This window comes from Streptomyces atroolivaceus (assembly GCF_000717025.1).
In the GTDB taxonomy this organism is placed as follows: domain Bacteria; phylum Actinomycetota; class Actinomycetes; order Streptomycetales; family Streptomycetaceae; genus Streptomyces; species Streptomyces atroolivaceus.
This window is the reverse complement of sequence record NZ_JNXG01000012.1, coordinates 82039-102376: the sequence shown is the minus strand read 5'-3', so window position 1 is coordinate 102376 and position 20338 is coordinate 82039. Positions and strand designations below refer to the sequence as shown.

The 20338-nt window shown below is 71.4% G+C and carries 17 protein-coding genes; 13 read left to right on the top strand and 4 right to left on the bottom strand.

All coding sequences use genetic code 11. The features are described from left to right. Positions 1 to 24: 24 nt before the first annotated feature. On the top strand, positions 25 to 147 hold the full coding sequence (locus OO67_RS40520) for a hypothetical protein (protein ID WP_279626908.1): 123 nt from the start codon (positions 25 to 27) through the stop codon (positions 145 to 147). 68 nt (positions 148 to 215) lie between these two features. On the opposite strand, the gene gndA is transcribed toward OO67_RS40520, so the two are convergent. After that, on the bottom strand, positions 216 to 1655 hold the full coding sequence (gene gndA / locus OO67_RS22590; RefSeq protein WP_033302960.1) for an NADP-dependent phosphogluconate dehydrogenase: 1440 nt from the start codon (positions 1653 to 1655) through the stop codon (positions 216 to 218). 499 nt (positions 1656 to 2154) lie between these two features. Further along, entirely contained in the window at positions 2155 to 3228 is a 1074-nt protein-coding gene (locus OO67_RS22585) for an LLM class flavin-dependent oxidoreductase (protein WP_244300293.1), read from the bottom strand. Between the two features lie 637 nt (positions 3229 to 3865). Here OO67_RS22585 and OO67_RS22580 point away from each other — a divergent pair. Both OO67_RS22580 and OO67_RS22575 read left to right on the top strand, forming a co-directional pair. Next, entirely contained in the window at positions 3866 to 4540 is a 675-nt protein-coding gene (locus OO67_RS22580) for a HEAT repeat domain-containing protein (RefSeq protein WP_033302959.1), read from the top strand. Continuing rightward, positions 4541 to 5545 carry a HEAT repeat domain-containing protein gene (locus OO67_RS22575; RefSeq protein WP_033302957.1) on the top strand — a complete coding sequence of 335 codons (1005 nt, stop codon included), beginning with the start codon at positions 4541 to 4543 and terminating at the stop codon, positions 5543 to 5545. A gap of 213 nt (positions 5546 to 5758) precedes the next feature. On the opposite strand, the gene OO67_RS22570 is transcribed toward OO67_RS22575, so the two are convergent. Both OO67_RS22570 and OO67_RS22565 read right to left on the bottom strand, forming a co-directional pair. After that, positions 5759 to 7591 (bottom strand): ABC transporter ATP-binding protein, encoded by a 1833-nt coding sequence (locus OO67_RS22570; RefSeq protein WP_033302955.1) that lies wholly within the window; start codon positions 7589 to 7591, stop codon positions 5759 to 5761. Between the two features lie 566 nt (positions 7592 to 8157). Then, complete coding sequence (locus OO67_RS22565) at positions 8158 to 8634, bottom strand: DUF5709 domain-containing protein (protein ID WP_033302954.1); 477 nt, start codon at positions 8632 to 8634, stop codon at positions 8158 to 8160. 214 nt (positions 8635 to 8848) lie between these two features. Here OO67_RS22565 and OO67_RS22560 point away from each other — a divergent pair, with 214 nt between their 5' ends. From OO67_RS22560 to OO67_RS22515, 10 genes are all read left to right on the top strand, one after another. After that, positions 8849 to 10105, top strand: a complete 1257-nt coding sequence (locus tag OO67_RS22560; RefSeq protein ID WP_033302953.1) for an ATP-grasp domain-containing protein — start codon at positions 8849 to 8851, stop codon at positions 10103 to 10105. Continuing rightward, on the top strand, positions 10102 to 10941 hold the full coding sequence (locus OO67_RS22555; protein ID WP_033302952.1) for a Rossmann-like domain-containing protein: 840 nt from the start codon (positions 10102 to 10104) through the stop codon (positions 10939 to 10941). The genes OO67_RS22560 and OO67_RS22555 overlap by 4 nt, the downstream gene beginning before the upstream one ends. Further along, on the top strand, positions 10938 to 12023 hold the full coding sequence (locus OO67_RS22550; protein WP_033302951.1) for a PLP-dependent cysteine synthase family protein: 1086 nt from the start codon (positions 10938 to 10940) through the stop codon (positions 12021 to 12023). The genes OO67_RS22555 and OO67_RS22550 overlap by 4 nt, the downstream gene beginning before the upstream one ends. Next, on the top strand, positions 12020 to 13087 hold the full coding sequence (locus tag OO67_RS22545) for an enolase C-terminal domain-like protein (protein WP_033302950.1): 1068 nt from the start codon (positions 12020 to 12022) through the stop codon (positions 13085 to 13087). The genes OO67_RS22550 and OO67_RS22545 overlap by 4 nt, the downstream gene beginning before the upstream one ends. After that, positions 13084 to 14358, top strand: coding sequence for an MFS transporter (locus tag OO67_RS22540; protein ID WP_033302949.1), 1275 nt, complete (start codon positions 13084 to 13086; stop codon positions 14356 to 14358). Before OO67_RS22545 ends, OO67_RS22540 begins: the two co-directional genes overlap by 4 nt. After that, positions 14355 to 15173 (top strand): class I SAM-dependent DNA methyltransferase, encoded by an 819-nt coding sequence (locus OO67_RS22535; RefSeq protein ID WP_033302948.1) that lies wholly within the window; start codon positions 14355 to 14357, stop codon positions 15171 to 15173. Before OO67_RS22540 ends, OO67_RS22535 begins: the two co-directional genes overlap by 4 nt. A 76-nt stretch (positions 15174 to 15249) precedes the next feature. Further along, positions 15250 to 16845, top strand: coding sequence for an ABC transporter substrate-binding protein (locus tag OO67_RS22530; RefSeq protein ID WP_033302947.1), 1596 nt, complete (start codon positions 15250 to 15252; stop codon positions 16843 to 16845). Then, the gene (locus tag OO67_RS22525) at positions 16842 to 17795 is read left to right on the top strand and encodes an ABC transporter permease (RefSeq protein ID WP_033302946.1); all 954 of its coding nucleotides are present in this window, start codon (positions 16842 to 16844) and stop codon (positions 17793 to 17795) included. Before OO67_RS22530 ends, OO67_RS22525 begins: the two co-directional genes overlap by 4 nt. Next, on the top strand, positions 17792 to 18613 hold the full coding sequence (locus OO67_RS22520) for an ABC transporter permease (protein ID WP_033302945.1): 822 nt from the start codon (positions 17792 to 17794) through the stop codon (positions 18611 to 18613). Before OO67_RS22525 ends, OO67_RS22520 begins: the two co-directional genes overlap by 4 nt. Further along, positions 18610 to 20157 carry an ABC transporter ATP-binding protein gene (locus OO67_RS22515; RefSeq protein WP_033302944.1) on the top strand — a complete coding sequence of 516 codons (1548 nt, stop codon included), beginning with the start codon at positions 18610 to 18612 and terminating at the stop codon, positions 20155 to 20157. Before OO67_RS22520 ends, OO67_RS22515 begins: the two co-directional genes overlap by 4 nt. Positions 20158 to 20338: the final 181 nt, after the last annotated feature.

Below are 20338 nucleotides of genomic sequence, written 5' to 3'. Positions count from 1 at the left end.
TCTCTCGATCGGGGGGCGGATGAAGTGACGGGGGCGGGAAAGACCGACGACGTGATCGCCCTGATACTGGAGGAGCTCGATTTCCTGGCCATCGGCGGGGGAGCGGCGTGCAGCGGTTCCTTGTACTCCGCGTACAAGAGGACATGAGTGCCGGCTGTGGATCGGGGCGTTCTTCTCCCTCGCGCCCTTGCGTCCTTTTGCGTCGCGATGGTCGGTCAGCTTTCGGTCTCGGTCTTGTCGCCACCCCAGAGGGTGTGGAAGGTGCCCTCGCGGTCGGAGCGGTGGTAGGTGTGTGCGCCGAAGTAGTCGCGTTGGCCCTGGGTGAGGGCGGCGGGGAGGCGTTCGGCGCGCAGGGAGTCGTAATAGGCGAGGGTGGCGGCGAAGGCGGGGGTGGGGACGCCCTGGGTGACGGCGGTGGCGATCACGGTGCGCCAGTCGTCCTGGGCGGCGGCGATCTCTTTGGCGAAGCTCTTGTCGGCGAGGAGGCTGGGGAGTTGGGGCTGCGCCTCGTAGGCGCTGCTGATGCGGTCGAGGAACGCGGCGCGGATGATGCATCCGCCACGCCAGATGGCGGCGACCTCGCCGAGGTTGATGTTCCAGTCGTACTGCTCGCTGCCGGCGGCGATCTGGTGGAAGCCCTGGGTGTAGGCGACGATCTTCGAGGCGTAAAGGGCCTGTTCGACCTGGTCGGCGAAGGCTGCAGCCTCGTCCTTGCCCAAGGTGCTGGCCGTGGGGCCGGCCAGGTGGCGGGAGGCCTCGCGGAGGGCGGCGTGTCCTGAGACGGACCGAGCGAAGACGGCCTCGGCGATGCCGGAGACGGGGACGCCCAGGTCGAGGGCGATCTGCACGGTCCAGCGGCCGGTGCCCTTCTGTTCCGCCTGGTCCAGGACGACATCCACGAAGGGCTTGTCCGTGGCCGCATCGGTGTGGGAGAGGACCTCGGCGGTGATCTCGATGAGGTAGGAGTCCAGGCGACCGGTGTTCCAGGTGCGGAAGATGTCAGCGATCTCGGCGGGGGAGTAGCCCGCCACGTCACGCAGCAACTGGTAGGCCTCGGCGATCAGTTGCATATCCGCATATTCGATCCCGTTATGTACCATTTTTACGAAGTGGCCAGCTCCGTCGGGGCCGATGTGGGTGACGCAGGGGGCGCCGTCCTTGGCCTTCGCGGAGATCTTTTCCAGCATTGGGCCCAGGGAGGCGTAGGACTCCTTGCTGCCGCCTGGCATGATGCTGGGCCCGTTGAGGGCGCCCTCCTCGCCGCCGGAGACGCCGGTGCCGACGAAGTGAATGCCCTGGTCGCGCAGATCCCTCTCGCGGCGGCGGGTGTCGGCGAAGTGGGCGTTGCCGCCGTCGATGATCATGTCGCCGGGTTCGAGCAACGGGGCGAACTCCGCGATCACCGCGTCCGTCGGGTCGCCGGCCTTCACCATGACCACCAAGCGCCGAGGGCGCTCCAGTGCCGCGACGAAGTCCTCCGCGGACTCGGTGGCGACGAAGTCCCCCTCGTCGCCGAATTCCTCGACGAGGGCGCGTGTCTTCGCAGTGGTGCGGTTGTGGAGGGCCACGGTGTACCCGTTGCGGGCGAAGTTGCGGGCCAGGTTGCGGCCCATCACCGCGAGTCCGGTGACACCGATCTGAGCTGTGCTACTCATGATGACCCTGCCTTCGGTTGTGTCGTGTCCGGCACATTGACGGACTTTCGTGCTGATACCGGATTCGAGCCTACGACGCTCAGCCGATCTCGGCCTTTGGGACCGCCTTGGTGTCGGGAAGTTCCCCGGACGCCCCGTCCGGCTCTCAGCGAGGCTTTGGGTTAATGCGGCCGTAGGTGACGTGTAGACCGTTCCTCGGACCGGGCGTACTGAAGGAGGCGTGACGTGGAGCGTCGCTATGTCGGAGTCGCGGATACCGCGATCTACCTCGACATGGCGGAACGCTGGATGTATCGAAGAGTCCCGACGTCCGGGATCTCCAGGTACTCCTGCGAGCTCTTGCACCGGGTGGGCCCGTGCCGGGGCGTACGCCCGGCGCCCCGGCACGGTGTCCGCAGGCGGCACGGCCGTGCTCGCATGCCAGGCCCGGCGACCGTCATTCGTGACAGGCCGTCGGCCCTAGGGGCCGTGGGGCGGGCGCCGGTGGCGCGGGTACCCGTCAGTCGGAGGTCCCGCGCAGCAGGGGAAGCAGTCGGTCGCCGATGCGGATGATCTCCTGCTTGTAGGGGGTGTCGGACAGGACGAAGTGAGTGATGCCGAGCTCGCGGTAGTTCTCCAGCGCGGTGGCGACGTCGTCGGGCGAGCCGACCAGCCAGGTGCTCGCCGCCCCGCCGGCCCCGTACCTGGCCGGAGAGGTGTACAGGCAGGTGTCGAGTACCTCGCCCCGGGCGGCGAGGTCGAAGAGCCGCTGCTGTCCCACCGCCGTCCGGCCGTTGCCTGCCCAGACGGCTCGGTCGGCGGCTGCCATCGCGGCGACCTTCTCCTCCGCCGCCTGCCACGCCTCCTCGGTGGTGTCGCGCACCACGGTGGTGATCCGCAGCCCGAACTCCAGGGGCTTGTGCCGGCGGCCCACCCGGTCGCTCAACGTCTTGAGCCGGTCGATGCGTTCGGCGACACCGGCCAGTGGCTCGCCCCAGAAGAGCTGGACGTCCGCTTCGGACGCCGAGACCCGTTCGGCGGCCGGGGAGGCGCCGCCGAAGTAGAGCGTGGGATGCGACCTCGCACCGGTCAGGTACGGGCGTGGTGCGACCGTGGATCCTGTCACCTGGTAGTACTCGCCACTGAACGTGACGTCCTCCTCGGTCCACAGGCGCCGGAGGAGATGCAGGAACTCCTGGGTGCGGGCATAGCGTCGAGCCGGATCGACGTGGGTGTCACCGTACGCGCCGAGGTTGTCCGCTCCGCTGACGATGTTGAACAGGGCCCGTCCGCGACTGAGTTGGTCGAGGGTGGCCGCCGCACCTGCCAGGTGCGCCGGCTGCCAGTATCCGGGACGGACCGCGACCAGGGGCTGGAACGTCGTGGTGCGCGCGGCCAGTGCCGTGGCCACGGTGAAGGTGTCGGGGCGCCCCCAACCGGTCCCGAGCAGCGCGCCGCTCCAGCCGTGTTCCTCCGCCGTGCGGGCGAGGTCGGTCGAGTACTCGATGGATCCCCAGCCGTTCGTGGTGTCATCGCCGCGGTGGCCGGGCTCGACGGTGTTGGGGATGTACCAGAGGAACTTCGGGCTCATCATGTCTTCCGATCGCTGATCGGCCGCGCGCCGGAGCGCGGCGGGCCGGGCCGGTGGTGAGGAGGGGGTGCCGTGCGGCGCCGGATCGTCCCTGCCGAGGTCAGGGGGATCGTCCCTGCCGGGGTCAGGGCCGGAGCAGGGCGAGTCGGTCCGTGTGCACCGGGCCGGTCAGGACACCCGCACGGGACCGGGCGGGCGAAGCCGGTATACGCCGGTCGGCAGTCCGCCGCGCCCGGACAGCACATGACGACGAAGTCGGATCAGGTGCGGGTGATCAGGAGCAGCGGCGGGAGGGAAGGGTGAAGATCAACACCCGGCGCTTGACGCGCGGACGAGGTGGGGACAGCGCTCGCTGGGAAGGGGCTGGACCTCGTGCATGTGATCGAGTCTCAGCGTGATCGTCCGTAAAGTCAATGAGCCCCTCGATGCCGCGGGGCCGCATGACCGAACACCTGGGGGCGGGGCCTGGAGTGGTCTCCGGCCGGCTCGTCAGCGGGAGGTCACGGGCCCGGTCTCCCCGCGCGCTGCACGCCCGTATCCGCATCGGTCGTCGCCGCGCCGGATGCGGGTGTCACCGGCCGCGTCCCGCTTGACCTTGACACCGTGACAAGGTCTTCACTGTGGCCGAGGAGGTGGCCCTATGACCATGCCGGGACACGACACGAATACGCTGCGAACGCTCCAGGGCCTGGAGGACAACCGTTCGTCGGTACGGCTGCGGGCGGCGCTGGCGGTCGGTACGAGCCCTGACCCACGGTTCGTCGACACGCTCATCGAGCGGTGCGCGATCGAACCCGATTTCCATGTGCGCGAGATGCTCACGTGGGCGCTCACCCGCCACTCCGCGTCGACGACGGTCCCGGGACTGCTCGAGGCCGTCCGCTCGGAGCGTGCGCAGGCACGAAGCCAGGCTCTGCACACGCTGTCCAAGATCGGGGACCGGCAGGCGTGGCCGGCGATCACACGAGCGCTTCTGTCCGACGCCGACGACGAGGTGGCGCGGAGTGCCTGGCGGGCAGCGGTGGTGCTCGTGCCCGAAGGCGAAGAGCGCGCGCTGGCCGCAGTAATGTCGGCACAGTTCGGGCGCGGTGAACGGGAGACGCAGCTAAGCCTCAGCAGGGCGTTGATCGCGCTGGGTGAGGTGATTCTGCCGATTCTGCGCGCTGCGACGGCGGATCTCGACCCCCGAGTGCGCGCCCACGCGATCGCCACGGAACGGCTGTTGCACGACCCGGATGCCGGATTCGAGTTCGCGCTCGAGGAGGCGAAGCGTGTCGTAGCCCTCGGCACGACCGGCCGTGAGGAGCGACGATAAGTGTTGATCGGTGACGTCGCGCGACGGTCCGGGGTCAGTGCACGCATGCTCAGGCATTACGACTCGCTCGGTCTGGTGAGCCCGACGGGTCGGACCGACGCCGGTTATCGTGAGTACTCCGGCGAGGACATCCGGCGGATCTTCCACATCGAGAGCCTGCGGTCCCTCGGGCTGTCGTTGCGTGATGTCCGGCGGGCGCTCGAGGAGCCCGGCTTCACGCCTTCGGAGCTCGTCGGCGATCTCATCCGCCAGACGCGGGAACGCATCGCGGGGGAGACGGAGCTGCTCACGCGGCTCCGCCGGATCGGTGCCGCCGAACCCGCCGGCTGGGAGGACGTCCTCCAGACCGTGGCCCTCCTCCAGGCGCTGGGGTCGAAGAGCGCCGGAAGGCGCCAGCGCGCGGCCATGGCCTCGGTCGACGAGGTACCGGTGCCGGTGGAGGCGCTGGTCGAGGCGGTGCTGAGCGAGACGGACCCGAATGTCGCCGGAGCCCTTCGGTGGGCTCTGGCGCAATCGGGCGACGCAGGACCGGCTCTGCTGGCGGAGGGCCTCGGTTCGCCGGCGGCGGAGGTGCGGAAACGTGCCGTCCGGTCGATCGCCGAGATTCCGGACGGTGAGGCGACCGCCCTGCTGAGGGACGCCCTGGGGAATCCGGACCTCGTGGTGCGCAGGTATGCGGCTCTGGCACTGGGGGCACGCGGAGTGGCCGACGCGGTCCCGACGCTCATCGACATGGTCGTCGAGCAGACCAACGACGTCGATGCGGCCGATGCGCTGAGCGCACTGGCGAGCCGTCCCGCGCTGGCGGAGGAGATCGCCGGCAGGCTCGTCGATCGCCTGGCCCACCGCACCGCGGTGTCATCCGTACGCCGACGGCTGACGGAAGCGCTCGCGGATATCCCCGGAGCCACGGCTTCGCGTGCGCTCGTGGAGCTGTCAGATGACGAGGACCGTGCTGTCGCTCTCACCGCGGCCTACGTTCTCGGGTTGCGTGACGGTCGCTGACGCCCCTCCCTCGCGTGATGCCGCCGCGGAGAGGCCGGGATGCAGGTGGTCTTCGAGTCAGGCGTCGAGGCCGTCACGGCAGGTCCGTGCGACAACTGCCGAGTACGCGTGCGGAGCGGCGTGGCACCGGGGGCGGGACATGGCCCGTGCGGAGCGGCGGGGGCACGCGATCCCCTGACGCGCGTCGTCATCGCGATCAGGGGACCGCACCCGTCACCGCACCTGATCGGCCGGGGCGGAGGACCCACCGGTGGCTGTGTCGACGAGGAAGCCGCCGGACTGGTGGTGCCAGAGCTTGGCGTAGGCGCCGTCGGTGTGCAGGAGCTCCTGGTGCGTGCCCTGCTCGACGATGCGGCCGTGGTCGAGCACGATGAGCTGGTCCATGGCCGCGACCGTACTCAGGCGGTGCGCCACGACAAGCGCGGTCCGGCCCTCCATGAGCCGCCACAGCGCCTGCTGTACCAGGGTCTCGCTCTCGGAGTCCAGTGCGCTCGTCGCCTCGTCCAACAGCAGGACAGGCGCGTCGCGCAGGATCGCCCGGGCGAGGGCGACCCGTTGACGCTGGCCGCCGGAGAGCTTGACGCCGCGCTCCCCGACCATGGTGTCGAAGCCCGCGGGGAGTTGCCCGGCGAACTCGGTGACGTGGGCCGCGTCGGCGGCGGCGCGGATCTCGGCGTCGGTCGCGTCGGGGCGGGCGAAGAGGATGTTCTCGCGCAGGGTGCGGTGGAACATGGCCGGTTCCTGCGGGACGTACGCGATCAGGCTCCGCAGATCGGACTGGCGTAACCGACTGATGTCCTGACCTCCGATCAGGATGCGGCCTGACCGGACATCGGCCATCCGCAGCAGCAGCCGGGTGAGCGTGGTCTTGCCGCCGCCGGACCGCCCGACCAGACCGATCCTCGCCCCGCTCGGCACGTTCAGTTCGAGTCCTTCGAAGATCGGATCGCCCCCGCCGTGGGCGAAGGTGACGTTCTCGAACCGGACGTCGGAGCCCCGTGGACCCAGTGGCTCGGGTGTCGCGGGGTCGAGCACCGTAGGGGGCACGAGGAGCAGTTCGGTGAACTGGGCGGCCTCGGTCATCGAGCTCTCCAGACGGCGGTAGATCTGATTGAACTCGAACATGACGCGGGTCGACCCCGTGTAGTAGGCGAAGGCGACCACGACGGCCTCCACGCCGCCGCCACCGGCACCGATCCCGACGGCGAGGAGCAGTCCCAGCCCGTTGGTGAGCACCGACAGCGGCGCGACCAGGGTGTCGATGCGGAGATTGCCGTAGTCCCACGAGCGCAGTGTCAGCCGCCGGGACTCAGCGACCCGTGCCCGGTGTTCGGCGGCCTCGCGTTCCTCGGCCGCGAACGCGCGCACGGTGTCCATGTTGATCAGCGCGTCCGAGACGTGGCCGGACACCCGGGCGATCGCCTCCTCGCGCAGGTCGACGAGTTTCTGGCGGCGGCGGATGAGTGGTGCGACGCACGCGGCGGTCAATGTGATCATCACCAGCAGGCCGGCCACCAACAGGGGGTCGTAGGTCCACAGGATCACCGTGCCGAACAACAGCGGGGCCAGGCTGCCGACGACGCTGAACGTGAGGGTGTCGACGAACTCCTCGAAGCGGGAGGCGAAACTCAGCACCCGCTTGGTCAGCGATCCGGCGAAGTTGTCCTGGAAGAACGCGGCGTCCTTCGCGAAGAGTTCGTCCATGCCGACGACGTACAGGTGCTCGATGCCACGGGCGTCGACGCGGTTGAGGCAGTGGAACCCGACCCGCCACATCGCTTCGGCGAAAAGCAGGACTCCGGCGAACACGCCGACGTAGGGGAGCGCCTCGCGGACGCCTGTCCCCCCGTCCTCGGAGATCCGGCCGACGAGCTTGGCGACGACCAGCGGCGCGACGTACGTGATTCCTATGTTGCCGAGGGCCGGGAGCGTGAGTGCGGGTACGGAAAGCCTGCGCTGGCGGGACAGCTCCCGCAGGTAGTGGCGGAGTGCGAGCCGGACCGGGCCTCTTCCCGGTCCGGCGCTCTGAGACTGCTGCGATCCCATGCCGACCTCATGTCGTTTCGCGGGCAGTTGCTCCGGACTTCGCTCCCGGTGGGAGATCCCCGCCCCGGAAGGGCACGGCACCGCACCGGCCGGAGACGCCCGACGCGCCTTCGTGGCAAGTGGTCCGGGGGAGAAGAGTCTTCCGTGGCCGGGCGGTCGGCGTCCAAGCGTTTTCAGGGGCGCGGGCAGCACACGGGCGCGTTTCGGCCTGCGCGTCCGTGCACCTGTCGCCACGGGCTCACATCTGTCCACTGAGGCATGGGCTGCCGGCCACCAAACGCGCCGGCGGGTTCAGCCTGCCGGGGAGGCTGAACGCGAACGCGCTCTCGCACCGGCGCACGAGAGGGCCCCGTCACCCGCGACCTCATCGGCGAACGCTCCCGCAGCGGCTGCCACCCTCACGAGTCCCTCGACCTGCTGTTCCGCGTCGTGCCGGGCTCGCACGCGTGAACGAGGAGGCCGGTGCAGCGCTGATGCTGTGCGCCTCCAGGGGGAATCGAGTCCGCGGAGGAGGAAGGCCGGAGGAGGAGGGCCGGAGGGGGACCTGCCACCGAGGGGGGTCTTCCTCAGAGCGTCTGCTCGGTTTCGAAGAGATCCTGTTCCTCGGGGATCAGGTGCATCGCCGCTTCCTCGGCGGACGCCGCCGCACCGTCGATGCCGACGTCCTGGGCCGTAAGTGTGGAGGGCACGTGCCCGTCTCCCTCCTGCGTGAGCCTGCCCGCGCGGTTCGCCCCCAGTCCCGTGTCGTCGACCTCCCCGTCGTTGTCCGCCGGATCGCCGGGCCACCCCTGGACAGGGTCGGCGTCCTCGGGAACCTCCCTGGTCAGACGGCTGTCGAGGGATTCGCCCGTGTGCTGTTCGGAGGCGGTGGTGCCCTCGTCGTCGACCGCCCAGGGCCGGTCCGGCGGGGAGTAGCCCTCGTCCAGGACGTCGGCGGCCCCGGACATGTCCAGGGTGTCCTCCACATCCAGCAGGTCAGCGGGGTCCGAGGCCTCGGGCTCCTGCGGCTGGTAGACGTCGTCCCCCCGGTCGCTGTCGGTCATGGCGTACCCCTTCCTCCGGGTCCCCTGTACGCAATTCCACTCCGGTCCGGCGAGGGGCGCAACGGAAGCCGGTGTCTCCCCGGCACTGAGGCTGTTTCAGATGACAATGAAAACGATTATCGATAGCGTGTGTGCGGTTGGGCGGGAAGTCCCTGTTCGGGGATGAACTCTGCCTGCCCGCAATCCCAACGGCACTGTGAGAAGAGGCGAGTTCGTGGCTCATCTGTTGGTGGTCGAGAGCTGGGTGGGATCGATGAGCAGGCTGCTGCCGCGAGCGCTGGAGGAGGGAGCACACCACTTCACATTTCTCACCCGCGACCTGCACCACTACCTCCGTTCGGCGCCGGAGGGAGCGGGGCACCCGCTGCTCACCGCCCGTAATGTGGTCACGGCGCCCACCAACGACATCGGCACGCTGCTTCCCCAGGTCGAGCGACTGCACCATGCCCTGCGCTTCGACGGGGTGGTCACGTCCTGTGACTACTACCTGCCGGCCGCCGCTCGGATCGCCACGCTGCTGGGCCTGCCCGGTCCCTCGGCCGCAGCCGTGGAGAGCGCCTGCCGCAAGGACACCACCCGCCGCGTCCTGGCCGCCGCAGGGGTGCCCGGCCCTCGTTTCGCGGTGTGCGCCGACGGGGCGGAGGCCACCGCGGCCGCCCGCGACATCGGTTATCCGCTGGTTGTCAAGCCGGTGGACCTCTGTGCGGGCATGCTCGTCCGCCGGGTCGACGGCCCGGAACAGCTGGCCGAGGCCTGCCGGGCACTGGCGGCCTTCCCGCACAACGCCAGGGGCCAGCGGCGCACGCCCCACATCCTGCTCGAGGAGTTCCTCCGCGGCCCCGAGGTGAGCGTCGAGACCGTGACGTGCCGCGGCGTCGCGCACGTCGTCGGTGTGACGGACAAGAGCGTCGGCGGGGCGCCCGCCTTCGTCGAGACCGGCCACATGTTCCCTGCCGCCCTCGCCCCGGACGACCTGGCCGACGTCACCGGCACCGCACTCCGCGCCGGGGCGGCGCTGGGCCTCGACGACGTCGTGGCGCACACCGAGATCAAGCTGACGGCCGACGGCCCCCGGGTCGTGGAGGTCAACCCCCGCCCCGCGGGCAACCGCATCACCGAGCTGGTCCGCCACGTCACGGGGATCGACCTCGCGGCCGCCTGCATCGACGTCGCGCTCGGGCGGGAGCCCGACCTCGTCCGCCGCGACACCGGACTGCGCAGTGCCGCCATCGGATTCCTCGTACCCGACGTCGCGGGAACGCTCGCCTCCGTGGAAGGCGCCGACGCTGTGCGGGGTGCCGAGGGAGTGCTGGAGGTCCAGGTCGCCGAGGCGGGCCGCACGGTCGAGGTGGCGGACAGCAACAACGCGTATCTCGGGCACGTCATGGCGGGCGACCCCACAGGGCTGGGCGCCCGCAACCGCGTCGAGGCGCTGCTCGCGGGAGTGCGCCCTCTGCTGGTGCGCTCATGACGACGGCCTCGCGCACCCCCGCCCGGTGTCTCGACACCCTCCTCGACCAGGCCCTTCGCGGTCAGCTGGGGCCGGCCCCCCGGTCCCGCAGGATCGCCGTGGCCTTCACGACGTCCCAGGCCGTACGGCACGACGGGCGGCACGGCGGATACCGCAACGAGGTCCTCAGCCTCCGCCTCGACCGGGCCGTCGGATCGTGCGCGGTCGAACCGGGAGAGCTTCCCCCCGGGACCGTCGAGGACTGCGCCGGCGCCGACGTGGCCGCGCTCCTCGCCCACCCGCTGCTGCCGGTCCGTGTCGCCGCACTGGACGCCTACCTGATGGACGTCCTGCCGCACACCCCGCTCCACGGCGCGCAGCCCGTGACCATCCCCGCCGGAAGCTCGCTGGAGCGCTCGCAGGCACGGGCCGCCGCCGTGGTCGACCTGCTGGACGTGTCACACGGCGGCACGGTCCTGGTCGTCGGGGTGGTCAACTCCCTTCTGGTAGAGCTGCGTTCACGCGGAATCAGCGCAATCCCATGTGACCTGAAAGGCGGCACCACCGAGTGGGGAGAGCCCATCGGGACGGATGCCCTCAGGGAGGTCGGCCGCTGTGACGCGGTACTGGCCTCCGGCATGACGCTCGGCAACGGAACCTTCGACGCGCTGCGCCGGAGCGCCCGGGAGCACGCCAGGCCACTGGTCATGTTCGCCCAGACGGGAAGCGCGGTCCTGCCCCGCTTCCTCGGCGACGGAGTGGCAGCGGTGTGCGCGGAGCCATACCCCTTCTTCTGGCTCGACGGCGGACCCGGCACCATCCACCGCTACCGCGCGGACGACGGAGGCACCACGTGACCACGGCATCCCTGCCCGCCCTCTCGCCCAACCGCGAGCTCCTCGCCCTCCTCGGCCGCACCCCGCTGGCCCGGATCACCACCGGGCTGCCGCTGCCGCACCCCGGCTTCTGGGCCAAGCTCGAAGGGCACGCCGTCGGCGGAATGAAGGCCCGGGCCGCCGTCTCCATGCTCCTGGGCGCCGAAGAACGCGGCGAACTGCTTCCCGGCGCACCGGTCGTGGAGTCGACCTCCGGAACGCTCGGCATAGGACTCGCCTTCGCCGGACAGGCCCTCGGACATCCCGTGGTCCTCGTCGGTGACAGCGAACTGGAGCCTTCCATGCGGCAGTTGCTCCACTCGTACGGCGTGCGCCTGGAGCTCGTGGACCGTCCTGCCGCACGCGGCGGCTGGCAGGGCGCCCGTCTGGAGAGGCTGCGCGACCTGCTCACCCGGCTGCCTGGCGCCTACTGGCCCGACCAGTACAACAACCCCGACAACACCGCGGGTTACGCCTCGCTCGCGGCCGAACTGGCCACCCAGCTCGACCACCTCGACATCCTCGTCTGCAGCGTCGGCACGGGAGGTCACAGCGCCGGGATCGCGGGACCGCTCCGCAGGCACTGGCCGGACCTGCGTCTCATCGCCGTCGACTCCGCGGGTTCCACCATCTTCGGGCAGGCCGCCGCCCCCCGGTTGATGCGCGGTCTCGGCAGCAGCATCCACCCGCGCAACGTCGCCTACGACGCATTCGACGAGGTCCACTGGATCGGCCCGGCCGAGGCCGCCGACGCCTGCCGGCGTCTGGCCCGGGGCAACTTCGTGAGCGGTGGCTGGAGCACCGGAGCCGTCGCACGCGTCGCCGCCTGGGCCGCCCGCACCCACCCCGGGGCGGCGGTCGCCACCGTCTTTCCCGACGGGCCCCACCGCTATCTCGGCAGCGTCTACGCCGACGACTTCCTGGCCGCCCACCACCTGGACACCGGCCTCGCGGCCGGGTCTCCGGTCGATGTCACGCACCCCCGCGTCCCGCAGACCGGGGGATGGGCCAGATGCACCACCGTCACCGATCCGCTGGCGGAACGACGGGAGAGGCAGCCGTGAAACTCACCCAGCACACCGTGCGGCTCGTCCTCGCCGAGCCGCTGCGCATCTCCCGGTCGACCATGACCGCCCGCGACGCGGTGCGGTTCACCGTCGAGCACGAAGGGCTCAGCGGCCACGGAGAGGCCGTCACCAGCGTCTTCTACGGCTTGGACAGGGCCACCTTGCAGCGTCTCGCCGCCCGGACCGGCGAGAGGCTCGCCCGCTCCGCCGGACCGGAGACCGCGCTGCACGCCCTGCGCACCGGTGATCTCACGGCCGCGGACACCCCGGCCGCGGTGACCGCCGCCACCGAGGCGGCCCTCCTCGACCTGGTGGGCAAGCGCACCGGAACGGCCGTCCACCACCTCCTCGGGTCCTCAGTGGCGCCGAGGGCGGCCACCGCCCGGACGATCTCCCTCACCTCCCCCGGAGAGGCGGCCGCCCAGGCCCGCAGGCTCGCCGGGGCAGGGTTCTCCGTGATCAAGATCAAGGCGGGTGACCGGGACGAGGAAGCCGACCTGGAGCGGGTACGCGCGATCCGCGCCGCGGCCCCGGCAGCACGGCTCCTCCTCGATCCCAACGGGGCCTGGCCGGAGGGACAGGCGCGCACGCTCCTGTCCCGGTTCGCCGATCTCGGCATCGAGGCCGTGGAACAGCCCCTGCCCCCCGGCGACCCGGAAGCGCTCGCGCGGCTCGCCGCCCGCTCGCCCGTTCCCGTCATCGCGGACGAGGACGCGGTCACCTACGAGGACGCGCGACGGCTCGCCGGACGCGTCCACGGGATCAACGTCAAACTCGCCAAATGCGGAGGTGTCCACGCCGCGCTCCGCATCGCCGCCCTGATCAAGGACAGTGGCACAGATCTGATGCTCGGCTGCCTGACCGCCAGCACGCTCGGTATCGCCCCCGCGGTGCACATCGCCGACCACGCCCGCTGGACCGACCTCGACGGACATCTCCTGCTCGCCCACGACCCCTGGACGGGCATCGGCGGCGAGGACGGATTCGTCGCAGCCGACGGGAGCCCGGGACTCGGCGTACGGCCCCGCGCCGAAGCCGGGACACGGAGCGCCGCCTCATGAGGACCTTGCGCGAGATCCGCGAGTTTCCGCTCGCCATACGCCTGTTGCTCGTCAACCAACTCGGTGTCAACACCGGCTTCTATCTGCTCGTCCCCTTCCTCGCCACCCACCTCGGCGACAACCTCGGCATGTCAACGGCCGTCGTCGGCATCGTCCTCGGCGTACGCAACCTCAGCCAGCAGGGCCTCTTCCTCATAGGCGGTTCCGCCGCCGACCGGCTGGGCGCCCGCGGCGTCATCATCGCCGGCTGCGCGATACGCACCGTGGGCTTCGCCCTCTTCGCGCTCGGCGACGGACTGCCCGTACTGCTCGCCGCCTCCGTGCTCAGCGGGGTGGCCGGCGCCCTGTTCAACCCGGCCGTCCGCACCTACCTCGCCCAGGAGGCGGGGGAGCGCAAGGCCGAGGCGTTCGCCCTGTTCAACGTCTTCGCGACGACCGGCGCCCTCGTCGGCCCCCTCCTCGGCAGTGCCTTGCTGCTCGTCGACTTCCGGGCCTCCGCGCTCACCGCCGCCGGAATCTTCGCCCTCCTCACCGTGGCCCAGGCTCTGGTGCTCCCCGCCCGGGACGTGCCACCGGCCACGGGCAGCGTCGCCGCCGACTGGCGTGAAGTCGTCGGCAACCGCGCCTTCCTCGCCTTCGCGCTGGCCATGGTCGGCATGTTCACCCTGGAGAACCAGCTCTATCTGCTGCTGCCCGCCGGTGCCCGGCAGGCCACCGGATGGGACGGCGCCGCCGGACTCGTCTTCCTCGTGGGCACGATCGCCGGCATCGCCTTCCAGCTGCGGATCACCCGCGCGCTGAAGGGGCGAGGCAGCAGGGGGCGCTGGATCGCCACGGGTCTGGTGCTGATGGGGCTCGCCTTCGTACCGCCGATGCTCGTCGCGGGCACGGGCGCGCAACCGGCCGGCGCCCTGGACGCGGCCGTTCGCGCCCTGCCCGTGATCGTCGGAGCCCTCCTCCTGCACCTCGGGGTGATGACCGCCCAGCCCTTCGTCATGGAGCTGATCCCCGGCTTCGGGAGGCAGGCGCTCACGGGTACGTACTTCGGGATCTTCTACGCGGTCTCCGGTATCGCCGCCGCCGTCGGCAACGCGGCTGTCGGCTGGACGATGGACGCCGCCCGGCGAGGGGGCGCCGACAGCCTGGCAACGCTGCTCCCCTGGGCCTGCTGCCTCGTGGCCGGGCTCGCCTCGGCGGCAGGCGTGACCTGGCTGCACCGCAACGGCACCCTGCCCCGGACACAGCCCGCCCCCGTGGCGGTGACGGCATGAAGCGCCGGACGGGAAACCTGCTCACCGACCGCCCGGACCTGTACGAGGCCAGGTTCCCCGACCCCGACCGCCTTGCCGGGCGCTGGGCCGAGGACCTCCTGGGACGGTACGGCGCCGGCCCGGCCGTTCTCGACCTCGGCTGCGGGACCGGCCGTGACGCCGCGTTCCTGCACGGAGCCGGCCGGCGGGTCACGGCCGCCGACCTCTCGGGCACCATGCTCGCCCACGCGCGCACCCACCACCCGGGACCGGTGTACGAACAGGCCGATCTCAGCCGGTTCGATTTCGGTCAGCGTGTCTTCGACGCCGTGGTGTGCCTGGACAGTTCACTGCTGTACTGCCACACGAACGAGCAGCTCGACGGATTCCTGGCGTCGTGCCGCCGGACGCTGGTGCCCGGCGGTCTGCTGGTCGCGGAGATGCGCAACGGCGCGTACTTCCTCGGCCGGGACGAACCCCCCGCCGCGCCCGCGGTCTCGTGCTTCACCTGGCAGGGCACGACGTACCGCTCGACCACCGCACTGCACATCGACCGCGCCGCCCAGCTCCTGCGGCGTACCCGCGGCTGGACCGCCGACGACGGCGGCCCGCCCGTCGAGGAGCACTCCGCGTGGCGGCTGCTCCTGCCCCAGGAACTGCGCCACTTCCTCACCGTCCACGGCTTCGACGTCCTCGCCCTGTACGACGGCCCCGGGCCACGCACCGAACCGGCCTGGCAGCCGGGCGCCGTACCGGGTACCGCCGCCGACGGCGACCGGATCCACCTCGTCGCCAGGAAGTCGGCGAGGAGATCCGTCACGCGGTCCGCCGGGTGATCCGGCAACAAGCCGTCACCGCGCCGGCTGTGCCGTCCGCCGGCCATTCAGCACACCCAGCAACAGGAGAACAGTCATGACCGCATCAGCCGACAGACACGAACGCTTCCCCGGCCTGCGCAGGCGCGGTTTCCTCGCCGCGGCCGGGGGCGCGGCCGGTCTCGGCGCACTCGCCCTCGCAGGATGCTCCGGATCCGACGGCACCGGGACCGCCGCCGGCAAGGGGGACGGGACCCCTCGGCGCGGCGGCCGGCTGCGCGCCGCCTTCGCAGGAGGAGGCGCGAGCGAGACCCTCGACCCGCATCTGGGAAACCTCTTCGCCGATGCCGCCCGGAGCAAGGCGCTCTTCGACAAACTGGCCGACTACGGCGCCGACCTGTCCGCGGTGCCGCGCCTGGCCGAGAAGTGGGAGCCCAACGCCGGCCTGGACCGCTGGACCATCACCTTGAGGCAGGCGGAGTTCCACGACGGGAAGCCCGTGACCGCCGCCGACGTCCTGTACAGCTACCGCCGCATCGCCGACCCGGAGAAGGCGTACCGCGCCCGTGCATCCCTCGAACCCATCGATCTGAAGGCGAGCCGCGCGACGGGGGAGCGGACCGTCGAGTTCGTGCTCAAGCGGCCGACGGCCGAATTCCCCAACGTACTGGCCGCCTTCGGCACCTACGTCGTCCCAGACGGCGCCACCGCCTTCGACAGCGCGCCGGTCGGTTCCGGCCCCTTCCGGTTCGTCTCCTTCACCCCCGGGCGCTCCACCGTCCTTCGGCGCAACGACGCCCACTGGGAGGGGGCCCCGCACCTGGACGAGCTCGAGTTCATCGTCGCCAACGAGGAGTCCGCACGGATCAACGCGCTCCTGGGCGGCCAGGTCGAGTACGCGCACGAGCTCAACCCCGCCACCGGACGCGCCCACGAGAAGGCGGGCGGCATCGAGATCGTCCGGCTGCGGAACAGCGCGATGCAGGCCTTCGCCATGAAGACCGACCGCCCGCCCTTCGACGACCCCCGGGTCCGCGAGGCCTTCTTCCTCATCGCCGACCGTCAGGAACTCGTGGACGGCGCCCTGTCCGGCGCGGGCGAGACCGGCAACGACCTCTTCGGAAAGGGGTACGAGTACTACGCGGACGAACTCCCGCAGCGCGAACAGGACATCGGCCGGGCCCGCCGCCTCCTCGCGCAGGCGGGCGCGGAAGGCCTGAAGGTCACCCTCGACACCTCCGCCGTCGCCGCCGGTTTCACCGAGGCCGCCGGAATCTTCCGGGACCAGGCAGCACGCGCCGGGGTCACCGTCGACGTACGGATGGGCAGCAAGGACTCCTACTGGAAGGACATCCTCGACTCCGGGACGCTGTGCTGCTACCGGTCCGGAGCCATGCCCATCGAGTCCCACATCTCCCAGCGGCTGCTCACCGACTCCACCACCAACGCCACCAAGTGGCAGGACAAGAACTTCGACGCGCTGTACCAGCAGGCCCAGTCCACCAAGGACAACACGGCACGGGCCGCCCTCTACGGACGGATGCAGCGACAACTGCACGCCGAAGGAGGCTTCCTCGTCTGGGGTTTCGGTGACTGGATCCTCGGCACCGCGCGGTCCCTGCGGGGCGTCGCCCGTGAAGCACCCGCCAACACGCTGGACTGGGCGCGCTTCGACAAGGTCTGGCTGGCGTGAACGGACTCCGTTCCTGGATCGCCCGGCGGCTGCTCCTCGGTGTCCTGCAGACCGCGGCCGTCGTGCTGCTGGTCTTCGCGCTGACCGAGGCGCTGCCGGGCGACGCCGCGGTGGCCTTCGCCGGGGACCAGCCGGACCCCCAGCGCATCGCGGCCGTCCGCGAGGCGATGGGCCTCGACCGGCCCGCCCACGAACGGCTGGCCGACTGGGTCATGGGGCTGCTGCACGGCGACTTCGGCACCTCGCTCACCTCCGGACGGCCCGTGGCCGGATACCTCGCGGACGGCTTCGGCCCCACCCTGCTCCTCGCCTCGGTCACGGTCGTGCTCCTGGTCCCGGCAGGGGTGGGCCTCGGCGTTCTCGCCGCCCGCCACGAGGGGCGGTTCACCGACCGGCTGATCAGTTCCACCACCCTCGGCGTCTACGCCGTACCCGAGTTCGCCCTCGGAGTGCTCCTGGTGAGCGTCTTCGCCCTGCGGCTCGGCTGGCTCCCGCCGACAGCCGTCGGTTACGGCACCGGTCTGCTCGCGCATCCCGCCGTGCTCGTCCTGCCCGTCCTGGTCCTGCTCTCCCGGCCCGTCTGCTCGCTGGCCCGGCTGGTCAGGGCCGGCATGATCGAGGCGCTCGCAGCCCCGTACACCGCGCACGCCACGCGGTACGGAATCTCCGGGGCCCGCATCCGCTACGGGCACGCCCTGCCCAACGCCCTCGCTCCCGCCACCCAGCAGCTCGCGCGCACCATCGACTGGCTGCTGTGCGGCGTCATCGTCGTGGAGGCCCTCTACGTGATCCCCGGACTCGGCACCGTCCTCATGAACGCGGTGGCCGACCGCGACATCCCCGTCGTCCAGGGACTCGCCGTGGTCTTCGGCATCGCCACCGTCGTGCTGAACCTCGGCGCCGACCTCGTCACCCACCGGCTCGCACCACGGTCGGGGGTGGCGGCGTGAAGCGGCTCCGCAGATACGGCCCCGGGGCGGCCGTCGCCGCGGTCCCGCTCGGCCTCGCACTGGCGGGACCGCTGCTCGTCGGGGAGCCCTCGGCCCGTGGCGCCTCCTTCACCGTCGGGGGAGGTCACTGGCTGGGCACGGACTTTGTCGGCCGGGACGTCGTGCAACAGGTGCTGCTCGGAGGACGGCCTGTCGTCCTCGTCGCCCTCGCGGCGACGGCGCTCGCGTACCTCGTCGCCCTGCCGCTCGGGCTGATCAGCGCGCTCACCCACCGAAGGTGGCTGGAAGAAGTGCTGATGCGTCCCCTGGACGTGCTGCTGGCCGTCCCCTCGTTGCTCATGATCCTGCTGGTCGCCGCCGCGTTTCCACCCGGAGCCGCCGGGCTCGCTCTGCTGGTGGCCTTCGTCTCGATCCCGGACGCCGCCCGGATCGTGCGCGCCGCCGCGGCGGAGGCGGCGTCCCGGCCGGCCGTGGAGGCGCTGCGCATGCAGGGGGAGAGCTGGTGGCGACTCGCGGTCGGATACGTCGGGCGGTCCATCCTGCGCACACTCGCCGCCGACGCCGGGATCCGGCTGACCGGGGTCCTCTACCTGGTCGCCACCGCGGCCTTCCTGGGCATCGGAGTCGCCCCGGACGCCGCCGACTGGGCCGTGATGGTGGACCGCAACCGCACCGGCCTGCTCATCCAGCCCTGGGCGGTCGTCGTGCCAGCCCTGCTCATCGTCGCGCTGACCATGGGCAGCAACCTGCTCGTCGACGCCGCCATGGAGAAACACACCCCGCCCCCGAAGGGCCGTCGCCCGGGAAGCCGCCCATGAACGAGAACCCTGTGATCGCCACCGTCTCCGGTCTGACCGTCGAGGTCGACGGCCGGGCGCTCGTCGACCGGGTCTCGCTGCGGATCCGGCCCGGCACCGTCACCGCACTGGTCGGCGCGTCCGGCAGCGGCAAGACGACCACCGGCCTGGCCCTGCTCGGCGAGTACCCCGCGGGCGCGCGGGTGACGGGTGAGGTGGACGTCCGAGGCGCCCGGATCGGCTACGTCCCCCAGCACCCCGCCGCCGTCCTCAACCCGGCCCGCCGCACCGGATCCCTCCTGCGCGACATGGCGCGCCGACAGGTCCGGGACCTGCCCCGGTCGCGGCGTCGAGACGCGGCGCGACAGCGCGTCACCGAAGCTCTCGCCGATGCCCAGCTCACCGGCTCCGAGGAGGTGCTGGACCGCTACCCGCACCAGTTGTCCGGCGGCCAGCAGCAGCGCGTCGTCCTGGCCCAGGCCCTTCTTCTCGGCGCCCGCGTCATCGTCGCGGACGAACCCACCACCGGGCAGGACGCCCTGACCAAGCGTCGGGTCGTCGGCCAGCTCGCGGCGGTGGCGGCGCGGGGCATCGCCGTACTGCTGCTCAGCCACGACCTCGACGTCGTACGCGAACTCGCCGACGAGGTGCTGGTGATGCGCGGTGGCCGCGTGGTGGAGCAGGGCCCGGTCCACCGGGTCCTGGACGCCCCCACGCACCCGTGGACCAAGGAACTGCTCGCCGAGCCGAGGACGCTGCCGTACGCCGACCCCGAACTCACCGGTGCGGAGCTGCTGACGGTCGGCGGACTCACCGCCCGCCACCGGACCGGTGGTTCCCGAGTCACGGTGCTCAGCGTGGACCGGCTCACCCTCCGCAGCGGCGAATGCCTCGCCGTCGTCGGGCGCTCCGGCAGCGGCAAGACCACCCTCGCCCGCTGTCTCGCCGGCCTCCACCGCGACCACACGGGGACGGTCCTGCTCGAAGGGAAGGCGCTGCCGCGCAGCCTGCGCGACCGCAGCCGGGAGCAGCTCGCCGCCGTGCAGTACGTCTTCCAGGACGCGCGGGCCGCCTTCGACGAACACCGGCCGGTCCTGGACCAGGTCGCCCGCACAGCGGTACGCCTGCACGGCACCGGCCACCGGGAGGCGACGGCGGAGGCCCGTCAGGTGCTGACGGACCTCGGACTGGACGAAATCCTGGCCCGCCGGCTGCCCGGCCGCCTGTCCGGCGGCGAACTCCAGCGTGCGGCCCTCGCCAGAGCGCTCCTCGCACGGCCCCGGGTGCTGGTCTGCGACGAGATCACCTCAGGACTGGACCCCGTGACCAGACGCTCCCTGCTGGACCTGCTGGCCGTCCTGATGCGCCGGCCGAACGGACCGAGCGTGGTCCTGATCACGCACGACCTCGACACCGCGGCGCCGGCCACCCGGGTGGCCGTGCTGGACGGCGGACAGGTGGTCGAGGAAGGGCCCCGGGAACGGATCCTGACGGCTCCCCAGCACCCGTTCACGGCCGCGCTGCTCGGTGCGTCGAGGGGGCGGGGGGCCGCAGCGCGCCCCTGAAGCGGAATCCGGACCACCCGTCCGGACGTACACTCGGCCCATGGTCCGCACCGGTGTCACAGGGAAGTGCCTGCACCAGGCCGCCCTCGGTGTGCCCGCACGCTGCCGTACCGCCCTCCACGGACACGGCTAGCGACCTTCAGCGGCCACCGCTCCAGGGGCGACGCCGCGCCCCGCTCCC

Bases quoted from the DNA above. Each gene is read 5' to 3' on its own strand.
- gndA (WP_033302960.1), bottom strand. From the start codon at position 1,655: ATGAGTAGCACAGCTCAGATCGGTGTCACCGGACTCGCGGTGATGGGC.
- OO67_RS22585 (WP_244300293.1), bottom strand. From the start codon at position 3,228: ATGATGAGCCCGAAGTTCCTCTGGTACATCCCCAACACCGTCGAGCCC.
- OO67_RS22580 (WP_033302959.1), top strand. From the start codon at position 3,866: ATGACCATGCCGGGACACGACACGAATACGCTGCGAACGCTCCAGGGC.
- OO67_RS22570 (WP_033302955.1), bottom strand. From the start codon at position 7,591: ATGGGATCGCAGCAGTCTCAGAGCGCCGGACCGGGAAGAGGCCCGGTC.
- OO67_RS22565 (WP_033302954.1), bottom strand. From the start codon at position 8,634: ATGACCGACAGCGACCGGGGGGACGACGTCTACCAGCCGCAGGAGCCC.
- OO67_RS22555 (WP_033302952.1), top strand. From the start codon at position 10,102: ATGACGACGGCCTCGCGCACCCCCGCCCGGTGTCTCGACACCCTCCTC.
- OO67_RS22540 (WP_033302949.1), top strand. From the start codon at position 13,084: ATGAGGACCTTGCGCGAGATCCGCGAGTTTCCGCTCGCCATACGCCTG.
- OO67_RS22535 (WP_033302948.1), top strand. From the start codon at position 14,355: ATGAAGCGCCGGACGGGAAACCTGCTCACCGACCGCCCGGACCTGTAC.
- OO67_RS22530 (WP_033302947.1), top strand. From the start codon at position 15,250: ATGACCGCATCAGCCGACAGACACGAACGCTTCCCCGGCCTGCGCAGG.
- OO67_RS22515 (WP_033302944.1), top strand. From the start codon at position 18,610: ATGAACGAGAACCCTGTGATCGCCACCGTCTCCGGTCTGACCGTCGAG.